Here is a 23962-nt window from a genome sequence, read left to right as displayed (position 1 = left end):
AGGCAGGAACTGTGGGGTATCCTGCTGAGTTATAACCTTATTCGTTACCAGATGATCAAGATGGCGTTCAGCCTGAAGGGAGATTATCTGCCTTATCAGCTGAGTTTTAGCGGTGCAGTGTCGGAGATATTACGGTTGTTAATCGGGCTGCCGTGGGCATCAGCGGGAGCCATCCCGGGTCATCTGAAGCATTTTTACAGCAACGCAGCGATGCTAAAGCTGCCCTCGAGGCGTGAGCGTGAATATGCGAGGGAAGTGAGAGAAAAAAGGTCAAAATATCCCTTAAAAAACAATGCCGGTCACCTTAAGTGACCGGCATTAGGCTAAAGCCCCTTAATCATAAAGCCATTTACCCGCCTTAGCCGATTCTGCGAACATTCTTACAGTTAAGGGCTTTCTGGTCTTTTCTATGTCCTTACGCTTAACCTTAAACCAGCGAGTGAAAAACGGAAGGTTTTCCCAGGGAAAGTAGAAGGACCAATTTACGACTGACAGGTCCACTTTAAAGGTTTTTTCATAAGCTTCGAGGGCATATACGAAATCATCACCTGGAGCAAAATCTTGTAGCTCGGTATCAAACTCAAGCGGAACCTCTCTTTTCAAATCGAAATCGTAGTAGCCAGGTATTTCCTCGCGGAACATTGATAAGACTTTTTCTTCCATTAAAAGTATGTCCATGCAATACGATCTTCTGGACGGGCTATTAAATTATATTTTGATCTGGTTTCGGCGGCCACCTGCTGGATTAATATGACCGCCATTGCATATCCAACAAAGGGGACATATCTATCTATCAGTGCAGCCCATTTTGTGGTTTTTCGCATAGTCAAGGTATTGAACGACTTACCAACCGGCGTCCACGCTTTAAGGCCAAAGGGCAGTTTCGCTTGCTTTAAAAGGGCCCTCGATAGCTTTGACGCCACGCTTGTTCCCGGTATTGCAGTTACCATCTTGCCCGGAACCGGAATGTAAGGCTGCCCTGTAATAATGAGAACTGTAGCCGTAGTATCTAACCCGAGGTGATTTGATAAGCTTTCAATAAAAATTAGACCAAATAACTCTTGATTACTCAGATTGGCGTGGCCGTGATAAAAGTACGTTCCGTTTAGCTCTTCAATAGTATCCATTTCAATATCCTTTTGATTAGAAGGGCTTTAGGATACTGCCGCATTTATTAGCAGGCAATATGCCCCCTCGCACTGGATATCATCATTGTTCCTTCCGTCACGTTAATCGCTCCGTTGATACCAGAAACTGGCAACGGTTTCTCAGACCCACGCACCCGCGGGCTATTTTCGCGAAGGTAACATCCGGATTAGCGTGTTATCGCGCCGGCGATAGTGATGCCAGAGGGCAGCCAGAGCATGTAATCCGATAAGATAATACCCGGCGTTCGCGAGCCATTCATGCAGCGTTTTAAACTGTTTCTGTAAAGGGAGATCCGGAAAAACACTTTTAGGCATAAGGATGTTAAACATCGTCCAGTCATGGCCGCCATAATAACGTGACAAGATGCCCAGCACCGGCAAGCTTAAAAACATCAGATATATAAGTACATGAGCCGAACCTGACAAATAATGCTGCCAGCGCGGCAACGCGGGTTTAACCGGCGGAGTGACATACATTGCGCGAACAAACAGACGCATACACATCAGGAATAATACGCAAAATCCCAGGCTGTAATGCGTAAGGGCTAATAACTCCCTCGCTGGCGTGCCTTTTGCAAACCACCCTTTTATATCCATCGTGGCATAGGTCAGTACGACTAACACAAACACCAGCCAGTGGAGCATAATTTGAACGAAAGAATATCGGGTACGCATAGAAGTTCCGGTAAACGAAGAGACGTTAACCTTACTTATGCAGACTTAAGCTTACCTTAAGAACAATGACGGAGAGTAATGAAAAGGAAAAAATCCCCAGAAACGCGAGAATTTTTAAAAGGGGGAACAGCAGAATAAAAACTGGCGGTGAAGTACGTTTTTCTGCCCGGCTAAAAAGCGGGGCAGAAAAGCGCAGCACATCAGCCGTGAGGTCAGCGCGCGATCAGGAAGCTTTCAAGTGTCGCGCCGCCATCCAGCGCTGCTTTAATGGCAGAAGGCGTGCGACCCTGACCCGTCCAGGTCTTTTTAGAACCGTCAGTGTCTGTGTACTCATAAATGGCCGGACGTGGCTTACGTTTGGCTTTAGTGGTTTCTTTCGCGCTCTGGTGGCCCAACAGGTCATCAATCGCGATGCCATCGTTTGCCAACATTTCGCGGTATTTCAGTAATTTTTCGTCGCGCTCTTGTTGCTGCGCACTGCGCGCTTTGGCATTTTCGCGAGTTTCTTCAACAATGGCAGTCAGTTTCTCAAGAATTTCTTCCAGAGTACTCAAAGGCATTTCGCGAGCCTGAGCCCGAAGTGTACGGATATTATTCAAAACGTTTAATGCGTTGTCCATGATGTGCTCACTTTAGATATGTGCCATTAAATTAGTGACTCTGATTCTACACAAACCAATATTGATATCAATTGCGTCAGGATAATATTACAACCTATTACACAATTCCTGCGTGAGCCTCTTTGGTTTATTGCGTTTTAATGCGTTAGTTTTATAAGTAATTATTGACTCTGGGTTAATAAATTTTCAGCGCACAAATCACCTGCAGAACTTCAAAATAAGCAGGAAAACATTATTAAGCTAAATTTACCTCTCTTTATAAGAGTATCAGTGCGTGAATAACATATGTTGCTATTATGTACAAATCGGGCCAGTTCTTTTCTTTTGATGCGGATCTCACGCTTACTCTTATTCATTTCGCTAAAAATTTTCCTGCCGGAAATCGACGAAAAGCATCTTCTGCACAAAAAATTTAAAGCGGTTTACGCAGCATCGCTTTAAAATGTGACTCACGTCACACAGGATGTTTATTTACCCTATGTTTAAGACCATTTTTATTGTTTGCGCCGCGTGTGTGGCGCTGAAGCTCGCACTGGACTGGCAGATTATTTTGCAGGTGGCGGAAGGTTAACCGTTAACTGAGAGGCCAGAGCCGCAAATTCTGTCAGATTGCGGGTTAATGCGCCGCGCCGCCATATCAGCCACGTTGTCAAAAAACGATAATTGTCGGCCAGCGGCCAGATGCTCACCGTGCTGCTGCCCGGCATACTTTCCAGCATACTGCGCGGCATCAGCGCCAGCCCGCCGCCGGCTATCACACAAGCCAGCATGCCGTGATAAGACTCCATTTCGTAGATTTTCCCCGGCGCAGCGCCATCATCCGCAAACCAGCTTTCGAAATGGCGACGATAAGAGCAGTTCGACCGGAACGCATACAGAATCTCCCCGTTAACCTCCTGCCCACGAGTCACAGGCGCGTGATGTAAGGGGGCGACAATCACCATTTCTTCTTTATACACTGGCACGCCATCCAGAACCGGATGCAGCACAGGGCCGTCGACAAACGTCGCTTCCAGCGCCCCTTCCAGCAATTTATCCAGCAATTCCCCTGAAGGGCCAGTGCTCAGCGCCAGTTCAACCTTGCTGAATTGCTGGTGATAACGCGCCAGTAAAGTGGGGATCCGCACCGCTGCAGTGCTTTCCAGCGCGCCCAACGCAAATATCCCCTGCGGTTCTGTGCCCGCCACGGACACCCGCGCTTCTTCGACTAAATCGAGAATACGGTTGTTGTAACTGAGAAAGTTTCGCCCTGCTGGCGAAAGGCGCAGACGCTGATTCTCGCGGATGAATAATTCGACGCCCAGTTCCGCCTCAAGCTGTTTAATGCGTGTTGTCAGATTCGACGGGACGCGATGCACCCGCTGGGCGGCGGCGCTGATACTGCCGGTTTCAGCAACGGCGCGAAACATCTCGAGCTGTGACAGATTCATAGTCTTTCTCAAAAAGTGAACGGTTTACTTATTTTTATTCATTTTTATTCATCTTCGCAAGTCTCTATGCTGAACGGACTGGATAAATGAGGAGCACATAATGACAACGCCCGACACACACGCAATTTCGCTCAACCCGTTCAACGGCCAGCGTATCGCAGAGTATCCTTTCGACACCGCACTGACTCTTGAGATGGCAGTCACACAAGGCAGCGCGGCCTATAAGCAGTGGCGCAAAACGGATATCGCTCAGCGCGCATCCCATCTGCATAATCTGGCGACTGAACTTCGCGAAGCCAGTGAAGATATCTCCCGCATGATCAGCCGCGAAATGGGTAAACCCATTAAACAGGCGCGCGCTGAAGTGGAGAAATCCGCAAGCCTGTGCGAATGGTATGCCCTGCAGGGCCCGGCGATGCTCGCACCTGAACCCACCATCGTCGATAACGGCGAAGCGCATATTCATTACCGCCCTTCCGGCATGATCCTGGCGGTTATGCCGTGGAATTTCCCGGTCTGGCAGATCCTGCGCGGCGCGGTACCTGCGTTACTGGCGGGAAATACGTTCCTGCTTAAACCTGCCCCTAACGTGATGGGTACGACCCGTCTGGTGAAACAGGCTGCGCTGAAAGCCGGTTTTCCGGCAGGGGCCTTTGGCGTAATTAATGTCGGGAATGCAGATGTTGCCGGGTTGATTGCTGATCCGCGCATTGTTGCCGTCACGGTAACCGGCAGCGTGCGTGCCGGTGGTGCTATTGCGGAGCTGGCAGGTAAATCACTGAAGAAATGTGTGCTGGAGCTGGGCGGCTCTGATCCATTTATCGTGCTCAATGACGCCAACCTCGATGAAGCGGTGAAGGCGGCTGTTGCGGGCCGCTATCAGAATACCGGACAGGTTTGCGCCGCCGCGAAACGTATGATTGTTGAAGAAGGTGTGCTGGAAGCCTTTACCGAGAAATTTGTGGCCGCCACGCGGGCACTGGTCATCGGCGACCCGCAGGACGACGACACCTACATCGGCCCGATGGCACGCTACGACCTGCGCGATGAGCTGGACAGGCAGGTTCAGGAAACGCTGTCAGAAGGCGCAACGCTGTTGCTCGGTGGTGAGAAAATTGCTGGCGAAGGTAACTTCTATGCCCCCACTATTCTGAGCAACGTGACGCCACAAATGACCGCATTCCGTCAGGAGTTATTTGGCCCGGTCGCAGCGATTACGGTTGCACGCGATGCTGAGCATGCGGTCGAACTGGCGAATGACAGTGATTTTGGTCTGAGCGCGACGATTTATACCGCCGACCTGGCACGGGCAGAACAGATGACTGGCGAGCTGGAAACCGGCGGCGTATTTATTAACGGCTACAGTGCGTCAGACCCGCGCGTAGCGTTCGGTGGCGTGAAAAAAAGCGGCTATGGTCGTGAGCTTTCACACTTCGGTTTACGCGAGTTCTGTAACGTGCAGACCGTGTGGAGCAACCGTAAATAACCGTTAACCGGTGGAGGTTTAAACTAATCACAGGATTTTATAATCCTGTGATTATTATTTTTTGCCAGCCTGTGAGTGAGGCCGGGCATCAATCGCCGTGACGGCCTGCTGATAACGAGACGCCTTTGTGGTTACTTAAACAGCCCCATCAGATGGTCCAGAATCAGCGAAGAGAGGGTGAAATCAGGGTCAGCAAATGTGACACCCTGCGCACCAAGATGTGAGAATAATGGCAACGTCAGTGCAGGTAACACACATAACAGCAGTCCGTTGATACCACTGGCAATAATCGCGCCACGGAAACCGCCGGTGGCGTTACCGAAGATGGCCGCCGCGCCTCCCGTAATAAAGCTCGCCATAATGCCCGGAACAATAATGGGCAATCCGACAAACGGGAAAATGAGAATACAGGCCAGTTCCACAGAGAAGCTCACCAGAAAACCAATCAACGTGGCATTTGGCGCTTTAGTGAAAAGCACCATGACATCCACCGCCGGGACCGCGCCAGGTGCGAAAACTCGTGAGAATCCTTTAAACGCCGGTACGATTTCCGCCGTAAATAAATTAACGCCCGCTTTGGCGAGATACAGACCGCAAGCAAATACAGCCGACTGCTCAAGAATAAAAATAATCGTATTTTTATCTGCCGCACCGGCGCCATACACAAGCGTCATCGCCGTTTTGATCTGCGGTTGCGTAGCGAATACACAGGATATCAGCAGAAGAACCAGCATCGTTAAAAGCGTGGCGATATTGGGTTCACGCAGGAAATCAAACTTGTTACTGATTTTGAGATGTTCTGTATCGGTCTTTTTATTACCGAACCATTTTCCCATATATGAACCGATGATATATGAAGAAATGGCTGCGTGAGAAATGGCATATTCGTCAGAACCGATGATTTCACGGCTAAATCTGTTCAGGAAAAACGGAGAAGCGGCCATATAAAGACCGATGAAAATCGACGAGATGATAATAATGGGATAATAGCTATAACCCAGTTGCATCAGCACTGCTGTTAATGCAAAGGACATAAACAGGACAAGATGCAGCGAGAGATAGATAAATTTCAGACGCGTAAAGCGGGCCAGAAGAATATTAATCACCATAGAGAACAACAGAATTATCGCTGCCGTTGAACCAATCTGATCGATGGTTGCTGCCATGATGGCTTCATTACTCGGCACCACACCAACAATGTTAAAGGCGTTAGAAAACAAGGTGCTAAAAGCCGTTAACACTTTCATTAAGATTGAGCCACCGACCTTTATCATGGTAAATCCGATAAAAGAAAGTGCCGTTCCGGTGATGATTCTTGATACCGATGCTTTTTGAAAAACCAATCCCAGAAATGCGATAATCGCAATGATAACAGCCGGTGTTTTAACCAAACTCAGAAATATTTCCATCTTCCCCTCTTTCATTGAATTTATATTGATTGAAAGTTGCGGCCTTTTTATAAGAAACTTTATCGTTACATTTTTTCAACATTCCTCATTCATCCTTGCTCAGACGTCATTCGAAATTTGTTTTTATGAAACAATGTTTCTTTTTATTTGGCACGGTGTTTTATATAGAGTTCGTGAAAGGGATGATGTGAAGTGACTCGCAATTAGTGGAGCAGAAGGCATTTTTTAACGTGTTTTGGAATGGACATAACAAGAGGACACCGGTCTGGCGCTAGCGCAATGCTGGCCGCCGCTTCCCGCGCCGTGGGTCTGAATCCTTCGACGCTATCCAGCGCACTCTCCGGACCGTGGACGAAAGGTGAAATGCGCATACTGCAGACAGGGCGTGAAATGTGCCCCTTCTTGCACTCATTTCAAAAATACATGACCTGTAACCAGGTGAAAATATCCTCTGTTACTTTCGTGTTAATTGTGGCGGGAGGTTGCCTAACAAAGAATTAGCAATTAAAGCTAAAGGTCATTACATGAAAAGGTATTTATTAACCTCACGCCCGTTAAATATCTCAGATGCGTCATCACACCGATCGATTAACGGTGCGGCTTAATATCCGATTTAGAAAAATGACCTGATGAGGAGTAAATCCATGAAAGGCTTAGTGAATGATGTCTTATCCATATTCTCACCCAAAGCGGTTAAGCCTGTTTTGGTCCGCTCAGGGTTATCACATCGCGAGATCGCCTCGCTGCAAGCTGTCGGCGTGAGCACGGTGTCCTGGGCTACCTCCATGGAAGAACTCAACAATGCATTTGTTAAAAAAGCACTGGATGCAGGCGCTGTCGGCTACCACATTACCAATGTGGAATCGCACAAACCGGGTAAAGAGCAGCAACACGTTATGGCTGCCACCGCGACCTTTTACCATATCAATCACAAAGTGGCCTATGGCTGATGTGCAGAGCAGAGTGTCATGAAATAAGAACGCCGCAGGCTTTAGGGTTTGCGGCGTTATTTATTGATGAGAAAGCATATTGAAGACCATTCATTAGCCGCGCGGTACACGGGTGGAGCGCCGCCCCATCAGCCTGGAGCATCATCATTCTCTTTTTCTTAATGATAATTACGGGTAAGATTAGTCCGAATAATAACATGTAAGGAAATAGAAATGGGATCTATGGTTTTTTGTAGAGGATGCGGAAAGGAGATCCACGAGTCGGCTAAATCATGCCCTCATTGTGGCGCCACTCAAAGTATTAATCCTCAGGGGACTAAAAGCAGGGTTGCTGCAGCATTGTTAGCTTTCTTCCTGGGTGGTTTTGGTGTTCATAAGTTCTATCTGGGTAAAATCGGGCAAGGGTTCTTATACCTCATCTTCTGCTGGACGTTTATTCCTTCAATAATTGCATTCATTGAATTCATTATTTATCTGTGCGATTCAGATGAAAACTTCGCCAAAAAATACGGTTGAGTTTAGCTATCTGATTATAAAAGCCGCTTTCAAAGTGGCTTTTTGAAATCTACTAAACATTAAAAAACCCACACCCACCTTTCGGCAGATGCGGGTTCGCATAATCTCTGTACGCTAAATCAGATTACATCTGAATCAGATGTTTGATTTTCACGTCAGGATTGGTGTCGGCAGCATAATCAACACCGTTCAGGCCAAAGCCGAACAGACGCATAAATTCGCTTTTGTAGCCTGCAAAATCAGTCAGTTCCGCGATGTTATCGTTGGTGACTTCATTCCACAGTTTACCCACTTCAGCCTGCACTTCTGGCGCGATCTCTTTCAGGTCAGCGCGCAGACGGCCTTCGTTGTCGACCAGCGGCTCAGCGCCGTACAGGCTGTCTTTGTACAGACCGTAAACCTGCTCGATACAACCTTCGTGCGTGCCCTTCTCTTTCATCACTTTGAACAGCAGTGACAGGTACAGTGGCATCACAGGAATAGCAGAACTCGCCTGCGTCACAACGGCTTTCAGTACGGAAACGCGTGCGTCGCCGCCCTGCTCTGCCAGTGTGCTACGGATATCCAGAACACGTTTGTCCAGATCCTTCTTGGCTTCACCGATAGAACCGTTCCAGTAAATGTCCTGCGTCACTTCTTCACCCAGATAGGTGAACGCGGTAGTTTTCGCGCCTTCAGCCAGCACACCGGCAGCCTTCAGATCGTCGATCCACATCTGCCAGTCTTCGCCACCCATCACTGCCACGGTGCCCGCGATTTCTTCAGGCGTTGCCGGTTCCAGCGTGGTTTCGTTGATGGTTTCTTTGTCGGTGTTGATGCCACGAATAGTGACTTGCTTACCGATTGGTTTCAGGGTGGAGTTGAACACTTCACCGGTTTTAGGATGGGTGCGACGTGGCGCAGCCAGGCTGTAAACCACCAGATCAACCTGACCCAAATCTTGTTTGATCAGCTCAATGGTCTTTTGCTTCACTTCGTCAGAGAACGCATCGCCGTTGATGCTTTTTGCGTACAGACCTTTGGCATCAGCAAATTCTTCGAATGCGGCTGAGTTATACCAGCCCGCAGTGGCGGTTTTGGATTCATCGCCCGGACGTTCGAAGAAGATACCCAGCGTTGCTGCGTCAGAACCAAAAGCAGCTGAGATGCGGGCAGCGAGGCCGTAACCGGTAGAAGCGCCGATCACCAGGACTTTTTTAGGACCGCCTGCGATTTTGCCTTGCGCGGTAACGTAGTCGATTTGTTCTTTAACGTTCGCCTTGCAACCTTCCGGATGGGCAGTAACACAGATAAAGCCACGGATGCGTGGTTTGATAATCATATAGACCTCATTGCAACTGTCTCAGTAAATTGGCCGATAGAATATAGGTTTGCGCCGTTTCAGGCAAAACCTGACGCTTCTTCGCCGTGTAAACAGAGTTCTCTGACCCGAAAACAGGCTCTTTTTCGGCAGAAAGCATAAAATTTGAGCCAAAAATTATCTCTGTAGTGTAACGCAGTCCCGCCGGGATGTTCATTTCAGGCCTCACGCATTCCAAAAGCATGGCGGCGGCATACCGCACATTCATTATCCTGCGCAGACCAGGCGGGAAATATGCAGCCACACACCCGGCATTGTGCTTGTTCAAGCCTGGAAACGGTTAACGTACTTTCACTGTTTTCACGCGCGGATACGGAGATAGCGCCATCAAAGCACACCGCCTCGCAGTTGCCACAACCGGTACATTTCACAGGATCCAGCGTTAATGCCAGATTATCCAGGCGGATGGCTTGTTCGGGACAGACACGGCTACAGGCGCCGCAGAGTACGCAACGGTGTTTATCGAGATCAACGTGATATTCACTGATCTGTGTAAAACGGGCGCGCCTGAACCGACGCCCGACAGGTACGTTACCGGCAGAAGCGCCTTCGTTTTTAAGATGCAACCACCGGCGGCGTGAACCGTTCATCGTTTGCCGGGACGGTGGCACAATATTCCACAGCGGTTCCTGCATTCGTTTCAGGCGAACATTCAGCGTGGCGATGGCCTTAAACCAGCCAGCCGCGCTTTCCGCTTTCATCTCAACAAAACGGATGCCGTATTCGCTGTGCCACATCAGCAATTCTTCAGTACAGGGCGCAACGCGAGTCAGCGGCATCACCAGCCGGTCAGCGCGATAATGCCTTTGCGGCGGTGCAATGCCCTCCGGCGCACCGGTGGGGCAGTTAAAAAGACAATAACCGCAGCCGATACAGGCCTGCGGATCCATCTCTATCATGCCTTCTTCATTGAGCGTAACGGCCCCTGTCGGGCAAACATCTGCACAGGCCACGCAGCGGCTATTTTTCACCGTATTGCGCACGCATGCCCGTCCGGCGCACATCATGCGCGGACTGGCATGAAGCGAAAACACACGCATCAGTGAATGCTGAAGAAGTTAAAACGCAGCATGATTTCTGCCAGTAACACCGCCGTCCCGCCCGTCACCAGCAGTAAGCGGCCAATACGGTGCGTTTGCAGGCTGCACGCCGTGATAATCGTGCCTACAGTCAGTATCACCCACGCCATCAACCGCAACCTGCCGGACTGTGCGAAAGCTATCAGCGGCTGATGCGGGAATGTCACCGCATCGCGGCTCACACCGTTCAGAGACTCAAGGTAGATCGGTTGTTCCAGCAGGCGCGCCAGCGTAACGGCGATCAGCGCGCCACCGCAGATAACCGAGATCCTCCTCGCCTGTTTCCAGGGCAGCCACGGGCAGCGGGAAAGCCGCCACAGCGCGGTGATGGCCCCCAGACTCAGCGCGGTTGCGTAAAACATCACGTAAGTATTGATGTGCATCCAGGTCGCGACAGACGCATGGACGTAAATCGCGCTCATGCAGAAGAGATCAATCAGGCCCAAAAGAGAAGCGAGCAGCATAAGAGAAGTCGCGACGCGTTTTGCTACCAGCCCAATCAGCGTGGTCAACCCCAGAATACCGAGATAAAGACTGGCGAAAACGATTTCCCGGCTCAGCCAGGAACTGCTGATATGACTCAGCGCATGAAAGGCATTCAGCGGATAGCCCAGATGCGCGGTTGAAGCGACAAGGCCCAGCGCACCGGCGACAAAAGCCAGCAACATGGCAGGTACTGCAACGCGCCATTTTTCCTGCGTATTCAGGCTGTCAGCGGCATACATCAGGATAAATGTGGTGAAAAGCGTGCTGCCTACGGAAAGCTGGATCAGCAACGTAAAGACGATCAGTGGCCATTCCTGCATGATTATTGACTCCCTTTTTCTGCACCCTGGTGCGGTTTGATGACCAGATTGGGGTGAGTGAGCGCTGAATCTGGCAATCCCTGAACATCACAGAGGCTGCCGTATTTCGTCCGTAATTCATCGATCGGACCAAATTTGATCGCACCTAACGGACAGGTTGAGACGCATACCGGCTGCTGACCGCTTGCCTGCAAATCGACACAGAAATCACATTTCGACATCTGACCGGTCTGCGTATTCAGCTGAGGAGCACCGTACGGGCAAGACCACGCACAGTATCCGCAACCGACGCATTTATCGGTATTCACCCGCACAATGCCGTCACCAGGACGTTTATGCATGGCCTTGGTCGGGCAATTTTTAGTACAAACCGGGTCTTTGCAGTGATTGCAGGAAATAGACAGCGTATAGGCGTACACGTTGTTGATCATTCCGCCCATGCCTGTGGGGATGAAACCGCCCCCTTTGATTTCATAGATACGGCGAAAACGCCTGCCCACTTCAAGATTGTTTTTATCTTTGCAGGCGACCTGACAGGCTTTACAGCCGGAACAACGTGAGGAATCGATAAAGAAGCCGAGCTGGCGGCCGCTGACCGGTGGATAATCAATAAACTGGCTCATGCCTTAACAACCTCCACAAGCATGGTTTGATGGGAATTCCCTTTCGCCAGCGCGGTAATACGCGCCGAACTGAGTACGTTGGCGCAACCGCCGTGATCGACACCGCTGGCATCCGGCTGCCACCAGGCACCAGCCTGCATCGCCACCACACCGGGCATAATCCGCTGAGTCACTTCCGCCGGAATTTGCGTCACACCACGGTCATTGTGAATACGTACGCTGTCGCCCTGCGCGATACCGCGCCGTTGGGCATCCAGCGGATTGATCCACAGTTTTTGTGTCTGCACTTCCTGCAACCACGGGTTGGCATACTGCGTCGAGTTCGCCCGGTTTTTGCCTTTCCAGGTAATCAGCTGCAACGGGAATCGCGCCGACAGTGCATCCTCCGGCCCTTCGTGAGCGGGCACATAGTGCGATAACGCCGGGATTTCCGGGTGATTCATGTCATAAAGCCTGCGCGAGAAAATCTCGATTTTGCCGGAAGGTGTCTGGAAAGGATGGTTTTTCGGGTCGCGGATATTATCTTCAAACGCCACATGCGGCGCGCTTTTGAAAAGATGTCGGCGGGTGACCTGCAATTGTTCAAAGGTCGGCAGTTCCTCCTGCGGCATCGCCTGACGGGTTTTCTCCCAGATGTGGACAATCCATTCTTTCTCCGTACGCCCCTGACTGAATTCCTGTTCGACGCCCAGTTTTGCTGCCACCTCGCGTAACCAGTCGTAATCCGACCGGCTTTCAAATGGGGGTTCAATCAGTTTTTCAGACAACATCAGATAATTGCCGGTGCCCCAGGTTTCACCGATATTCCAGCGTTCCATAAAGCTGGTTTCCGGCAGCAGCAGATCGACATATTTAGCGCTTGGCGTGAGGTAAAGATCGCTGGCAACAATGAATTCAATTTTCGATTCATCTTCGAGCACCTTTACGGCCTGATGGATATCCGGGTTCTGGTTAGCCAGATAATTACCCGCGAGAGAGAAAAGAATGCGGATATTGCTGTCGAGTTTTTCCCCGCCGGTCAGCCCGTCCTTTGGTGTGACAAGGCTCGCGTCATCGGCTGCCTGTACCCAGTTCATCACCGAGATTTTTTGTTTCACCGGATTGTCCGGCATCTCCGGCCCCGTGGTGAATTTACGGTTGCCAATGCCGCCGTAACCGCCCGCCCAGCCACCTTTGACCCCGACATTGCCGGTAAGGGTGGCCAGCAGCGTCGAGCCGCGCGCGGTACGTTCGCCACAATTATGCCGCTGTGGCCCCCAGCCCTGGATCAGTGCGGCAGGTTTGGTTGTTGCATACTCTCTGGCCAGCCGGCGGATGGTCTGAGCCGGAACATGGGTGATCACTTCCGCCCATTCTGGCGTTTTTTTCACGCCATCTTTAGCACCTGTCAGATACGCCATCAGCGATTCGTTCGGCGGCACGCCTTCCGGCATTGAGCTTTCATCAAATCCGAGCGTATAGCGCTCAATGAAGGCTTTATCGTGCAGATTTTCGCTGACGATGACGTACATCATCGCATCCATAAGCGCGTTATCTGTTGAAGGACGCAGCGGGATCCATTCATCCGCCAGCGAAGAAGCGGTATCTGAATAGCGCGGATCTACCACAATGAAGCGCGTGCCGTTTTGCTTCATCTGCTGAAAATAGTGATTGGTGTGACCAAAAATGGTTTCAGTCGGATTATGCCCCCACAGGATCACCAGCGGCGTATCTGCCAGCGTATCCAGCGTGTTACCGCTCGCCGCCGTGCCGTAGGTGTAGGGCGTCGCCGCCGCCGTATTTCCCATACTGACAGAATGGTAGGAACTGAGATGACCGCCGGTCAGATTCAATAACCGGCGGGCCATAGTATCGCCGGAGAATGCGCCGCCGCTGACTGCGGTCCCGACATGCACGTAGCGCGATGACGGGCCGTATTTTGCAGTAATACGTTGCAGATTTTCAGCAATAAGCGTCGTCGCCTCATCCCAGCTTATCCGGACAAATTTGCCTTCACCGCGTTTGCCAACGCGCTTCATCGGATATTTCAGACGATCAGGATGATAGACAAACTTCCGGTAACTCCGTCCACGGACACAGGCACGCATCACCGGCATGGCAGGGTCAAGTTCTGCATCAGGCCGCGTGGTAATTTGAATAACTGCGCCGTCCTGAACATGCGCCCGGATATCACATTTTCCACCGCAGTCAAACGTACTACATGTCGCCACCACGTTGACCGGAGATGGCGCTAATCCTGAAGGGGTAACAGAAGATTTATCGACGGCATGACTGAATTTGAATCCGGCCAGAGGAAGCGCAGCCACCATGCTGCTGACCTTGACGAAATCACGCCGGGTAATATTTGAAATTATGTCACATTTATTTTTCATAACATTGGCTCAAAAAGGAAAAGATCTTCCCACGCTTAACTCAAATTATTCCTTGTGGGATATCAAACCAATGCGCGCTGTGACTCACTTTTAGGTAAGAATAGAGGCCTCATCATCGTTTGATGGAGCCTGACATTTTTGATGTTTATTTGTTAAGCATTACTAATCACTTTTACGAATATCTCGTCACAAAAAAGTAATATTTCCCCCGTTAAATTCAGCGCCACCAGCCTTCGTTTCCCTTCATTTTTCCCGTTTCCTTTCAATATCCGGATTATGCGTTAGATTTATAATGTGTGACATGAGTCACACAAAAACCATAAGAAAAGTAATGATTAGGGAGCATCTGTGAGTGAGAAAATAAACAGTGGCGGTCGGGATGATGCGGCGAAAGCCTCGCAACCGACCGAACCGCTGGTGAAAGTAATTGCCTTTATTGCCACCCTGGGTGGCTTACTTTTTGGTTACGATACCGGGGTGATTGCCGGTGCTTTGCTGTTCATGAAGCACGATCTGCATCTGACATCGTTAACAACCGGGATGGTCACCAGCTTCCTGATACTGGGTTCGGCTGTGGGTGCAGTCTGTGCTGGTCGCGTGGCTGACCGTTTCGGGCGTAAGAAAGTCATTCTGGTGATGGCACTGATCTTTATGGCCGGTTCGCTCGGTTGTGCCACGGCGCCCAACGTCGTGATAATGATTATCTGCCGGTTTATTCTGGGGCTGGCAGTCGGTGGCGCGGCAGCGATTGTGCCCATCTATATCGCGGAAATCGTCCCCTCTCATCGCCGCTGGCAGTTCGTTACATTACAGGAACTGATGATCGTCTCCGGCCAGCTGATTGCGTATACCAGTAATGCGGCCATCAACGAAGTGTGGGGTGGCGAAACCACCTGGCGCTGGATGCTGGGTGTCGCCTGCGTTCCGGCGGTGGTGTTGTGGGTCGGGATGCTTTTCCTGCCTGATACTCCGCGCTGGTATGCCATGCACGGCCGCTATCGCGAAGCGCGTGACGTGCTGGAGCGTACCCGTAAGGCAGGCAGAGTAGAGAAAGAGCTGAGCGAGATCCGCAGTTCCATGAGTTCCAAAAGCGAGAAGCATTCCCGCCGCCAGAAGACTATCTCCGTGTGGATGAAACGTCTGGTGTTTCTGGGGATTGGTATCGCCATGCTGCAACAACTCTCCGGCGTGAACACCATTATGTTCTACGCACCGACCATGTTGCAGGCCACGGGGTTAAGCACTAATGCGTCTCTGATGGCGACTATCGCCAACGGGGTCATCTCAGTGATCATGACGTTTGTGGGCATCATGCTGCTCAGCCGTTTCGGGCGCCGTCCGCTGCTGCTGACCGGTCAGATCGGCTGTACCCTGACGCTGCTTGCCATCGGATTAGTCACCTGGCTGATGCCCGAAACAGTCAACGGTCATCCCGATGCGGTTCGCAGCTATCTGGTACTTGGCGGTATGCTGATTTTCCTGTGCTTCCAGCAGGGCGCGTTGTCGCCTGTTACCTGGCTGCTGCTGTCGGAAATGTTCCCGATGCGCATCCGCGGCATGGCTAACGGCGTATCGGTATTTGCCATGCAGATGACCAACTTCTCCATCGCCTTTATGTTCCCGATCATGCTGGAGTCTATCGGGCTGACGATGTCATTCTTCTGCTTTGCCGCCATCGGTGTCGCAGGCGGAATATTTGCCATTATCTTTGCGCCTGAAACGCAGGGTAAAACGTTAGAACAGATTGAGAAACACTTTAAAAAGCACTTGCAGGATGACCCTGCTCCGCAGGAAGCAGGAAGTTAAGCTGGTCATGTAATAACCCTGCCTGGTCAGCATGATATCTGGCCAGGCAGTCGCTTCAAAAGAAAGAAAAGGCTGCCCCCGCCATCCTCACATTTGATGCATCATGTTGTATAATCGTTTTCCACGGCCTCTTCCCAACTCCGGGTATGCGCACTCTCATTGCTACGGTGAACTTTTGAATTATCCCATCAACTCAATTAATCACGCCTATCTGGGCAGCAGCGTTTACGCCACCTTGCGCGAGGCACTGATTACCGGCCGCCTGAAACCTAATGATCGTTTACGTATCCGCGAACTGGCCGAACAGGTGGGTACCAGTGTCACGCCGGTGCGGGATGCGATTTTACAGCTGGCCAAAGAACAGGCGCTGGAAATGCGTACCCCGAAAGACATCCGCGTACCGCAGCTCGATGAACAGCAATATCAGGAAATTCGCACCTTACGGCTGGAACTGGAAGGTCTCGGGGCGGAGAAAGCAGCGCAATCGGTAACGGAATATGAGTTGCAACGGATTACGCAGAATATTAAAGATAACCGCAAAGCCATCAGCAGCGAAGATTTGCCCGAAGCACTGCGCCTCAACAGCGAGTTCCATCTGATGCTGTCACAAAGTGCGCGGATGCCCCTTTTAAGCAATTTCATCGACAGTTTATGGATGCGCACCGGCCCGCTGATTGCACAGGCTTATGCTCATTTCTCACAACGTATGGCCATTGAACATCACGAAGAGATTTTGATTGCACTGCGTAAAGGCGACGGCGCAACCGCCAGGCGTGCCATTCAGGAAGATATTCTCGACGGCAGCCAGAAGATGGTCGAGTTTCTGACCGTGAGTCGCGAAGTCCTGTAGCGTGCGTGCTAACGTATGCGCTGAGAAAAAAGGGTATTCAGGGGGTCTGAGATTATCTCGCAGAGTCTGTTTAATGTATTAAGTGAAATATCACTTATTTGACATATAGAAGAAAACATCAGCCAGTAGTAACTGGCATTATGTAACAACAGAAATTACCTGAGGATATCATTTTCAAAAACAACTTCATTTCTCTGACGCTTTGCCAGATAGAGATTCGTATCGGCTTTAGAAATGATTTCTTGTAATGTTGCATTCTGTTTCTCACACTGAGAGATACCGATACTTACTGATAAAGATAAATCATCAAGTTTTAAACTCTTCACTGAATGACGGATCCTGTTTGCGATTAATAATGCATCTGCAGGTGTGGTATCTTTAAGTATAACGATAAATTCATCGCCTCCCACCCTGCCAACAAAGTCAGTTCCACGTAAGCTCTTAAGTATTGTTTCAGCAATCAGAGAAATAGCCGTATCACCTTTGGCATGGCCATAGGTGTTATTCACGTCTCTTAAATGATCGAGGTCGATCACTAAAACACTAAAAGGCACGTTATTTTTCTTGGATTTTTCTAATTCGCAACTTGCTTTCGCGTAAAATGCCTCCCTTCGTAAACATCCTGTTAATCCATCTTTAGATGCATATTCATTGAGGACCCGGAGATATCCTCCTGCTATTAATGACAGTAAGTAGCTAATAACCATTGATAAAATGATAATAATTAATGCAGGCCAGACGTTCGAAAAATTCATTATAGATTTCGAGAAAGCGGGTTTTCCCAGAATGGAGTATTTACGTATTTTAACCCCGACTAAACTGTAGCCTTTATCATGCAAGGGTAAAATAGAAATGATGGTATTCTCATCAGCAAACCTTCCGATAGCAAATCCACGATTAGCACACACTTTATTTAATACAACGGGAATATTATGAGGCTGTATTTTTTTGACTGAAGTTAAAAACTCTCGGATTTTGGCGTTACATTCTTGCGGATTTCCTGACTTAGAGAACAGTAAAGTCTTAACTTGCACCTCAGTGTATTGTGAAGGATTCCTGATATAGTTTCCTGCTGAGATATCTCCTTGCAAATTATCTGAATCATAAAAGCTGCCCATATTTTGAATGTTATTAATATTGCCTTTCCACTCCTGAACATCCTGGCTGTACAATAAAGGGAAAATAATAAGTGAAGAGACCACACCACCAAATAAAACAAATGAAACAGGTTTTGTAAGTAACGGGAGTAATACTACCCACTTCCAACTTGAATAAATCATTCTTTACTCCCTGAGTAACCATCACATTCTTAATACATTCAAGTAATTTATAATTCCCTCATGTGATTTTAAAATACCACTCACCAGGTCTTCAACAAAGATCTTTTTGATAAAGAGTTAACTCTGTTTTTGTTATGAATTGACTAAGATTTTTAAATCGCTACATTCAAGACCCGACATTCAGTACCTCATCAGCTAAAGGCGCATACATTACGCGGATAGCCGATGTTCCTGAATTCTATAGCACATTCGGTTTCGCAAATGTGCGTTCATTATCCCGGCATCTCCGCCAGCACGCTTGCCAGTGTTTGCAGCAACAGCGTCGCGTGTTCCGGCTGGAAGACCAGCGGCGGGCGAATTTTCAGGACATTCGCCGCCGGTCCCGTAGCACTAATCAAAACCTGTTTCTGGCGCATTTCATTGACGATAAATGCCGCCAGTTCCGGCGCAGGCGTATTGCGCTGATCGCTCACCAGTTCCACACCGATAAACAAACCGTCGCCGCGTACATCGCCGATGACCGGATAACGTTGCGCCAGTTTTTGTAGCCCTTCACGCAAGATTGCGCCGGTCATCTGCGCGTTCTGCTGCAACTCTTCACGACGCAAAATCTGTAAAACGGCATGCGCGGCGCGGCAGGAAACCGGGTTACCGCCGAAAGTATTGAAATAGCGCTGACGGCGGCCAAATTCCGCGAACAGTTCCGGTCTGCCGACCAGCCCGGCGACCGGATGACCGTTACCCATCGGTTTGCCCAGACTGACCAGGTCAGGCGTCACGCCGTAGCGGGCGAATCCCCAGCGCTGGCTGCCGGTACGGCCAAAACCGGGCTGCACTTCGTCTGCGATAAATAATCCACCCGCCGCACGCACCAGCCCGACGGCGCGCTGCATGTCCAGCGGGTCCGGGCTGAATACACCATCACTGGAGAAAATCGTGTCCACTAACAGCGCCGCCGGTTTCACGCCCGCGTGTTTCATTTCTTCCAGCGCGCGCTCCACGCCCGCAGAGAATACGCCGGGATGGCGGAACGTGTCCGGCGCATCAGTCAGCCAGACATTTTTGCCTTGCTCAAACCCGTCACCAAGCGAGGGGGAAAGTTCTGCCAGCGCGCTGGTCACACCGTGATACGCCCAGCTCGTCACAATAACGCCCTGCCCGCCGGTAATTTGTCGTGCGACACGCAGCGCCAGATCGTTGGCTTCGCTGCCGGTGCAGGTCATGGTCAGGTTGCGCAGCTCAGGAGGAAACTCGGTCAGGAAATCTTCAGCAAATTCGACAATCGCATCATTCAGATAACGCGTGTGTGTATTGAGTTGCGCGGCCTGCGTGGTGATGGCTTCAACCACCGCCGGATGGCAATGACCGACAGACGCAACATTATTGTAAGCATCCAGATAGCGCCGCCCTTCGCTGTCATATAACCAGACGCCTTCGCCGCGCACCACATGCAGCGGTTCCTGATAAAACAGCCGGTAACCGCCGCCAAGAAATTGCTGACGACCTTCTAAAACCTGTTTCGGAGTGAGCATATAACGGCCTCTTATTTCTGTTCAAACGCGCATGACTGACGAAATATCAGGTCAGTCTGCGAAAACGGCAGCGCCATCAGACGCGATAAACTTCCCCATGCATGCACCTGATTACGCAAAATATAATCACGGTTTTGCGGATACAGCACCGCACGATGCTGGGCAATCAGCAGACTCAGCGCCAGCCGTGACGCCACCAGTTCCGGTAAAACATCCAGCTCGGCACCGGTGAGTTGCAAACGCGCGGTATACGCAGCAATCATCGGACGGCAATAGAGGAAAAGATCGTCGCCGTCGCTATCGAGCTGATAAGCCAGGGCGGTAGCCAGTTCGTTAATCAGGGGCGCGTGAAGGGCGTCACCGAAATCAATAATGCCCGCGAGACGCTGCGGATCAGCGCTGTTTACCAGAACGTTATGGGCATTCAGGTCATTGTGGATCACTTGTCTGCGCAACCGCTGGCTGGCCGGAACCACTTTTTGCCGGTGGGTTTCCAGCACGCGGGTAATGGTGCGGCGCTGCTCAGGGTCAGTGAGTTGCGTTAACCAGCCCTCGAGGCGTGACATGTCGCTGATGTCCCACAGCAGATCACGCTGTGCGCCGGGATGGTTAAAATCGCTCAGCGCGATATCCAGCCGTGCCAGCGTGTCGCCAATTTCCCGCATCAGCACCGCTGAACGCGACACCTGATATTGCGCGATACCGGGCAGATAACTGACGGCACGCAGCGTCAGCATTTGTCCGTCAACCATCACTTGCGGCGTAAGTTCACCGTGGCGACTTTCCTGCAACCGAGGCACCGGCAACTGGCTGTCGCGTATCGCCAGATGGCTGAGAATGGCGGTCTGGAAAGCCACTTCTGCGGGCACTTCCGCCGGATTAACAAACCGCAACATGTAAGCGTGGCCAGGCCCCGTGGTCAGGCAAAAATTGCTGTCGCGTTCGCCGCCCAGCACCTCCGCTTTGCCTTCCAGCCCGTAAACCTGCGCAGCAATATTTTCTGCCTGCGACCTGCTGACACGCGGTACCTCCGTGGTGAGCAATGACGGCGCTTCAGACATGCTGACCGCCGTTCACATGGATTTCAGCGCCGTTCACGTAAGAAGCGCCCGATGTGCACAGGAAATGGATCAGTGAAGCGACTTCTTCAGCCTTACCCAGTCGCTGCAACGGCACGCTGCGCTCGACAATTTCCTGCGTGCCCGGCGAGAGGATCGCGGTATCAATTTCCCCCGGCGCAATGGCATTTACCCGTATGCCGTGCGGGCCGAATTCGTGTGCCATTTCGCGGGTCAGCGTCGAGAGCGCCGCTTTAGAACAGGCATAGGCCACACCGGCAAACGGATGCACTTTGCTGCCCGCAATCGAGGTTACGTTGATAATGCTGCCCTGTGCGGTTTTCAGTTCATCAAATAATCCGGTTGCCAGAATGGCGGTTGAAAACAGGTTGACGTTAAACACCTGCAACCAGGTGGCGTAATCACTGTCGAGCACACCGAGACGGCCACCGGTGGGGGTTTTCGGTGAAATACCCGCGTTATCGACCAGCGCATCCAGCCGCCCGCCGAGGCGTTCTTTGATCATCGGCAGGGCTTTCTGCACGCTGTCGATGTCTTCCAGATCCAGGTGAATATGATTGAGAAACCCCTCTGCCCACGGACATTCATCCACCCAGTTCTGCCGCGATGCGGTGAAAATCTGCCACCCCGCGGCATAGAAATGTTTGACCGTCGCGTGACCAATGCCACGGCTTGCGCCGGTCAGCAAAAGCGTTTTTTTCTGAGTTGTGTCAGTCATGAGAAATGGCTCCCGTTACTTTTGATATTTGATGCATCAGGAATAATCAAAAAAAGAGGACCTGTAAAGTCCTCTGATGAATTTAACGTCAGTGTGTTGCCGTCGAATGACGCAGGCGTTCGCCACGGCGGCGCAGCAGTTCCATCACCAGCAGCAAAATCAGCGATGCACCGACCATCAGCGACGCCGCCGCCGCAATGGTCGGGTCGAGGTTTTCACGAATACCGGCAAACATCTGGATAGGCAGCGTGCGCTGACGCGGGCTGGCAAGAAATAACGTCACCACCACTTCGTCGAATGACGCCGCAAACGCAAACAGCGCTCCTGAGAAAACACCCGGCGCAATCAGCGGCAGCGTAACTTTACGGAATACGGTCCACGGCGACGCGCCGAGGCTGGCGGCGGCGCGGGATAAATTGCGGTCGTAATTTTTGAGTATCGCCACTACCGTGATCACCACAAACGGCACGCCAAGTAATGCATGTGCCAGCACCAGCCCGAGATAACTGTTGAGCAGCGATACGCGGGCAAAGAAGAAGAACATGCCAACGGCGATAATCACTACCGGCGCGATCATCGGCGAAATCAGAATGGCCATCACCAGTGATTTACCGCGAAATTCACCGCGCACCAGCCCGACCGCAGCCAGAACGCCGAGAAGAGTGGCGAGCAAAGTCGCCAGTGGCGCAATCAGCAGGCTGTTACCCAGTGAACTCAGCCATTCATTGGAATGGAAAAACGTCTGATACCAGCGCAGCGAAAACCCTGTCAGCGGATAGCTGAGAAACGAACCGGCGTTAAATGACAGCGGCACGATGATCAGCACCGGCACAATCAGAAACAGCAGGACCGCCGCACTGTAGAAATTAAAACACCAGCGCCATAACCGCAGGATTAACGCCCCTTTTTGTCTCATTGCGTGTTTCATCTTCGGGCTCCTTAATGCGCTGCAATTTCAGCTTTGGTGCGCGTAACGCGGATGTAAACGATGTACAGCAGCACCACAATCACCAGCAACTGACTGCCCAGCGCTGCGGCCATGCCCCAGTTCATGGTCGTATTGGTAAAGAACGCCACGAAGTAACTGACCATCTGATCGCCCGGACCGCCCAGCAACGCAGGCGTGATGTAGTAACCAATCGCCATCATAAACACCAGCAATGCACCGGCAGTGACACCCGCGTAGGTTTGCGGCACGTACACCCGCCAGAAGGCGGAGAAAGGATGCGCACCCAGTGAAATCGCGGCGCGAACATAATTAGGCGAAATGCTTTTCATCACCGCATATAAAGGAAGGACGATAAACGGCAGCATGATGTGCGTCATCGAGATATAAACGCCGAGGCGGTTGAACACCATCACCAGCGGGTGATCGATAATGCCGGTGGAAAGTAACGCGCGGTTAATCAGGCCGCCCGATTGCAACAGCACAATCCAGCTGGCTGTGCGGACAATCAACGACGTCCAGAACGGCAGCAACACCAGAATCATCAGCAAATTCGCGCGTCCGGAAGGTTGTTTTGCCAGCCAGTACGCCAGCGGATAACCCAGCACGACGCAGCAAATCGTCACCACCAGCGCCATCCACAATGTGCGCAGCAGCACGTTGACGTACAGCGCCTGATCCGGTGGCAGTGCGACAATTTTGCCAGTATCCACGTCTACCTTCCGGTCGAACGCCGACAATAAATAGAGAGAAGTCACCGGCCCCGAAGCACGTTGCAGCGTCTGCCAGGTGCTGAGTTCACCCCACAGCGGCATGCTCTGGATTAACGGTTCACGGATCGCGCCCCCTCCCGCGGGTACTTGACGTAATGTGCCAGTGATCAGGCTGCGGTAACGGTTATCTTCGTAGCTTAAACGCTTGGCAATGGTTGCCATCTGACCGCTGCTGCGGGCATGACGCAAATCGGTGACCAGTGCAGTAAACGTCGCTTCATCCGGCACGGTTTTGCCGTCCCAGTGTGCAAGCTGCGCCACAGTTTCCGGCAGGGTTGCGCCCAGTTCCGGATTAGTCACACTCTTGCCCAGAATGGACGCAATCGGGAACAGAAAACTGACAATAACAAACAGCAACAGCGGCGCGATCAGCAATAAAGAACGACGCGTATACGCCGCTTCCACTTTACGCAGACGCTGACGCAATGTTGGCCCTTCTGCTGATCCCTCCGTCACCGGTGTGGTCAACATTTCGGTTTGACTCATGTTTTTCTCCCGCTGCGA

The 23962-nt window shown here is 51.1% G+C and carries 23 protein-coding genes and 1 pseudogene; 7 read left to right on the top strand and 17 right to left on the bottom strand.

The annotated features are described in order from the left end of the window. A pseudogene (locus tag HGO41_RS15560) lies at positions 1–312 on the top strand (IS4 family transposase); the annotation flags it as partial. Positions 313–333: 21 nt separating this feature from the next. Here the strand turns inward: HGO41_RS15560 and HGO41_RS15555 are convergent. The 5 genes from HGO41_RS15555 to ptrR all read right to left on the bottom strand — a co-directional run bounded on the left by HGO41_RS15555 (position 334) and on the right by ptrR (position 3873). Beyond that, positions 334–678, bottom strand: coding sequence for a DUF1493 family protein (locus HGO41_RS15555; RefSeq protein WP_037032727.1), 345 nt, complete (start codon positions 676–678; stop codon positions 334–336). Next, the gene (locus HGO41_RS15550; protein ID WP_013578021.1) at positions 663–1127 is read right to left on the bottom strand and encodes an STM2901 family protein; all 465 of its coding nucleotides are present in this window, start codon (positions 1125–1127) and stop codon (positions 663–665) included. Before HGO41_RS15550 ends, HGO41_RS15555 begins: the two co-directional genes overlap by 16 nt. A gap of 162 nt (positions 1128–1289) precedes the next feature. Next, a complete protein-coding gene (locus HGO41_RS15545) occupies positions 1290–1823 on the bottom strand; it encodes a cytochrome b (RefSeq protein WP_013578020.1) in 534 nt (177 codons plus the stop codon). A gap of 212 nt (positions 1824–2035) precedes the next feature. Continuing rightward, a complete protein-coding gene (locus HGO41_RS15540; RefSeq protein WP_013578019.1) occupies positions 2036–2443 on the bottom strand; it encodes an H-NS family histone-like protein in 408 nt (135 codons plus the stop codon). Positions 2444–2988: 545 nt separating this feature from the next. After that, a complete protein-coding gene (ptrR, locus tag HGO41_RS15535) occupies positions 2989–3873 on the bottom strand; it encodes a putrescine utilization regulator PtrR (protein ID WP_013578018.1) in 885 nt (294 codons plus the stop codon). Between the two features lie 97 nt (positions 3874–3970). Here ptrR and HGO41_RS15530 point away from each other — a divergent pair, with 97 nt between their 5' ends. Continuing rightward, complete coding sequence (locus HGO41_RS15530; protein ID WP_250981201.1) at positions 3971–5359, top strand: aldehyde dehydrogenase family protein; 1389 nt, start codon at positions 3971–3973, stop codon at positions 5357–5359. A 131-nt stretch (positions 5360–5490) separates the two neighbouring features. On the opposite strand, the gene ulaA is transcribed toward HGO41_RS15530, so the two are convergent. Beyond that, positions 5491–6768: a PTS ascorbate transporter subunit IIC gene (ulaA, locus tag HGO41_RS15525; protein WP_013578016.1), complete on the bottom strand. Its 1278-nt coding sequence runs from the start codon at positions 6766–6768 to the stop codon at positions 5491–5493. 240 nt (positions 6769–7008) lie between these two features. On the opposite strand from ulaA, the gene HGO41_RS25760 reads away from it, so the two are divergent. The 3 genes from HGO41_RS25760 to HGO41_RS15515 all read left to right on the top strand — a co-directional run bounded on the left by HGO41_RS25760 (position 7009) and on the right by HGO41_RS15515 (position 8234). After that, positions 7009–7269, top strand: coding sequence for a helix-turn-helix domain-containing protein (locus HGO41_RS25760; RefSeq protein ID WP_081481120.1), 261 nt, complete (start codon positions 7009–7011; stop codon positions 7267–7269). A 143-nt stretch (positions 7270–7412) separates the two neighbouring features. After that, positions 7413–7718 (top strand): YdgH/BhsA/McbA family protein, encoded by a 306-nt coding sequence (locus tag HGO41_RS15520; protein ID WP_014416631.1) that lies wholly within the window; start codon positions 7413–7415, stop codon positions 7716–7718. 213 nt (positions 7719–7931) lie between these two features. Then, positions 7932–8234 carry a TM2 domain-containing protein gene (locus HGO41_RS15515; RefSeq protein ID WP_013578013.1) on the top strand — a complete coding sequence of 101 codons (303 nt, stop codon included), beginning with the start codon at positions 7932–7934 and terminating at the stop codon, positions 8232–8234. A 124-nt stretch (positions 8235–8358) separates the two neighbouring features. Here HGO41_RS15515 and fabV read toward each other — a convergent pair whose 3' ends face one another. From fabV to HGO41_RS15490, 5 genes are all read right to left on the bottom strand, one after another. Beyond that, complete coding sequence (gene fabV / locus HGO41_RS15510) at positions 8359–9555, bottom strand: enoyl-ACP reductase FabV (RefSeq protein ID WP_013578012.1); 1197 nt, start codon at positions 9553–9555, stop codon at positions 8359–8361. A 197-nt stretch (positions 9556–9752) separates the two neighbouring features. Further along, positions 9753–10634, bottom strand: coding sequence for a 4Fe-4S binding protein (locus HGO41_RS15505; protein WP_013578010.1), 882 nt, complete (start codon positions 10632–10634; stop codon positions 9753–9755). Further along, complete coding sequence (locus HGO41_RS15500; RefSeq protein WP_250981198.1) at positions 10634–11479, bottom strand: dimethyl sulfoxide reductase anchor subunit family protein; 846 nt, start codon at positions 11477–11479, stop codon at positions 10634–10636. Before HGO41_RS15500 ends, HGO41_RS15505 begins: the two co-directional genes overlap by 1 nt. 2 nt (positions 11480–11481) lie before the next feature. Beyond that, complete coding sequence (locus tag HGO41_RS15495; RefSeq protein ID WP_250981197.1) at positions 11482–12102, bottom strand: DMSO/selenate family reductase complex B subunit; 621 nt, start codon at positions 12100–12102, stop codon at positions 11482–11484. After that, positions 12099–14474 carry a DMSO/selenate family reductase complex A subunit gene (locus HGO41_RS15490; protein WP_112197649.1) on the bottom strand — a complete coding sequence of 792 codons (2376 nt, stop codon included), beginning with the start codon at positions 14472–14474 and terminating at the stop codon, positions 12099–12101. Before HGO41_RS15490 ends, HGO41_RS15495 begins: the two co-directional genes overlap by 4 nt. A gap of 348 nt (positions 14475–14822) precedes the next feature. Here HGO41_RS15490 and HGO41_RS15485 point away from each other — a divergent pair, with 348 nt between their 5' ends. Next, positions 14823–16280, top strand: a complete 1458-nt coding sequence (locus HGO41_RS15485) for a sugar porter family MFS transporter (protein ID WP_013578006.1) — start codon at positions 14823–14825, stop codon at positions 16278–16280. 175 nt (positions 16281–16455) lie between these two features. Then, on the top strand, positions 16456–17130 hold the full coding sequence (locus HGO41_RS15480) for a GntR family transcriptional regulator (RefSeq protein WP_014416624.1): 675 nt from the start codon (positions 16456–16458) through the stop codon (positions 17128–17130). 155 nt (positions 17131–17285) lie between these two features. On the opposite strand, the gene HGO41_RS15475 is transcribed toward HGO41_RS15480, so the two are convergent. From HGO41_RS15475 to HGO41_RS15450, 6 genes are all read right to left on the bottom strand, one after another. Continuing rightward, the gene (locus HGO41_RS15475; RefSeq protein ID WP_250981196.1) at positions 17286–18410 is read right to left on the bottom strand and encodes a GGDEF domain-containing protein; all 1125 of its coding nucleotides are present in this window, start codon (positions 18408–18410) and stop codon (positions 17286–17288) included. A gap of 272 nt (positions 18411–18682) precedes the next feature. Then, positions 18683–19942, bottom strand: a complete 1260-nt coding sequence (locus HGO41_RS15470) for an aspartate aminotransferase family protein (RefSeq protein WP_013578003.1) — start codon at positions 19940–19942, stop codon at positions 18683–18685. 11 nt (positions 19943–19953) lie between these two features. After that, positions 19954–21003, bottom strand: a complete 1050-nt coding sequence (locus HGO41_RS15465) for a phosphotransferase (protein ID WP_131637391.1) — start codon at positions 21001–21003, stop codon at positions 19954–19956. Further along, positions 20996–21739 (bottom strand): SDR family NAD(P)-dependent oxidoreductase, encoded by a 744-nt coding sequence (locus HGO41_RS15460; RefSeq protein ID WP_013578001.1) that lies wholly within the window; start codon positions 21737–21739, stop codon positions 20996–20998. Before HGO41_RS15460 ends, HGO41_RS15465 begins: the two co-directional genes overlap by 8 nt. Positions 21740–21827: 88 nt before the next feature. Continuing rightward, positions 21828–22655: an ABC transporter permease gene (locus tag HGO41_RS15455; RefSeq protein WP_131637575.1), complete on the bottom strand. Its 828-nt coding sequence runs from the start codon at positions 22653–22655 to the stop codon at positions 21828–21830. Positions 22656–22678: 23 nt separating this feature from the next. Beyond that, positions 22679–23944, bottom strand: a complete 1266-nt coding sequence (locus HGO41_RS15450) for an ABC transporter permease (RefSeq protein ID WP_013577999.1) — start codon at positions 23942–23944, stop codon at positions 22679–22681. Between the last annotated feature and the right edge of the window lie 18 nt (positions 23945–23962).

Source organism: Rahnella sp. CG8 (assembly GCF_023701875.1).
In the GTDB taxonomy this organism is placed as follows: domain Bacteria; phylum Pseudomonadota; class Gammaproteobacteria; order Enterobacterales; family Enterobacteriaceae; genus Rahnella; species Rahnella aceris.
This window is presented reverse-complemented; position numbering and strand designations above follow the sequence as displayed.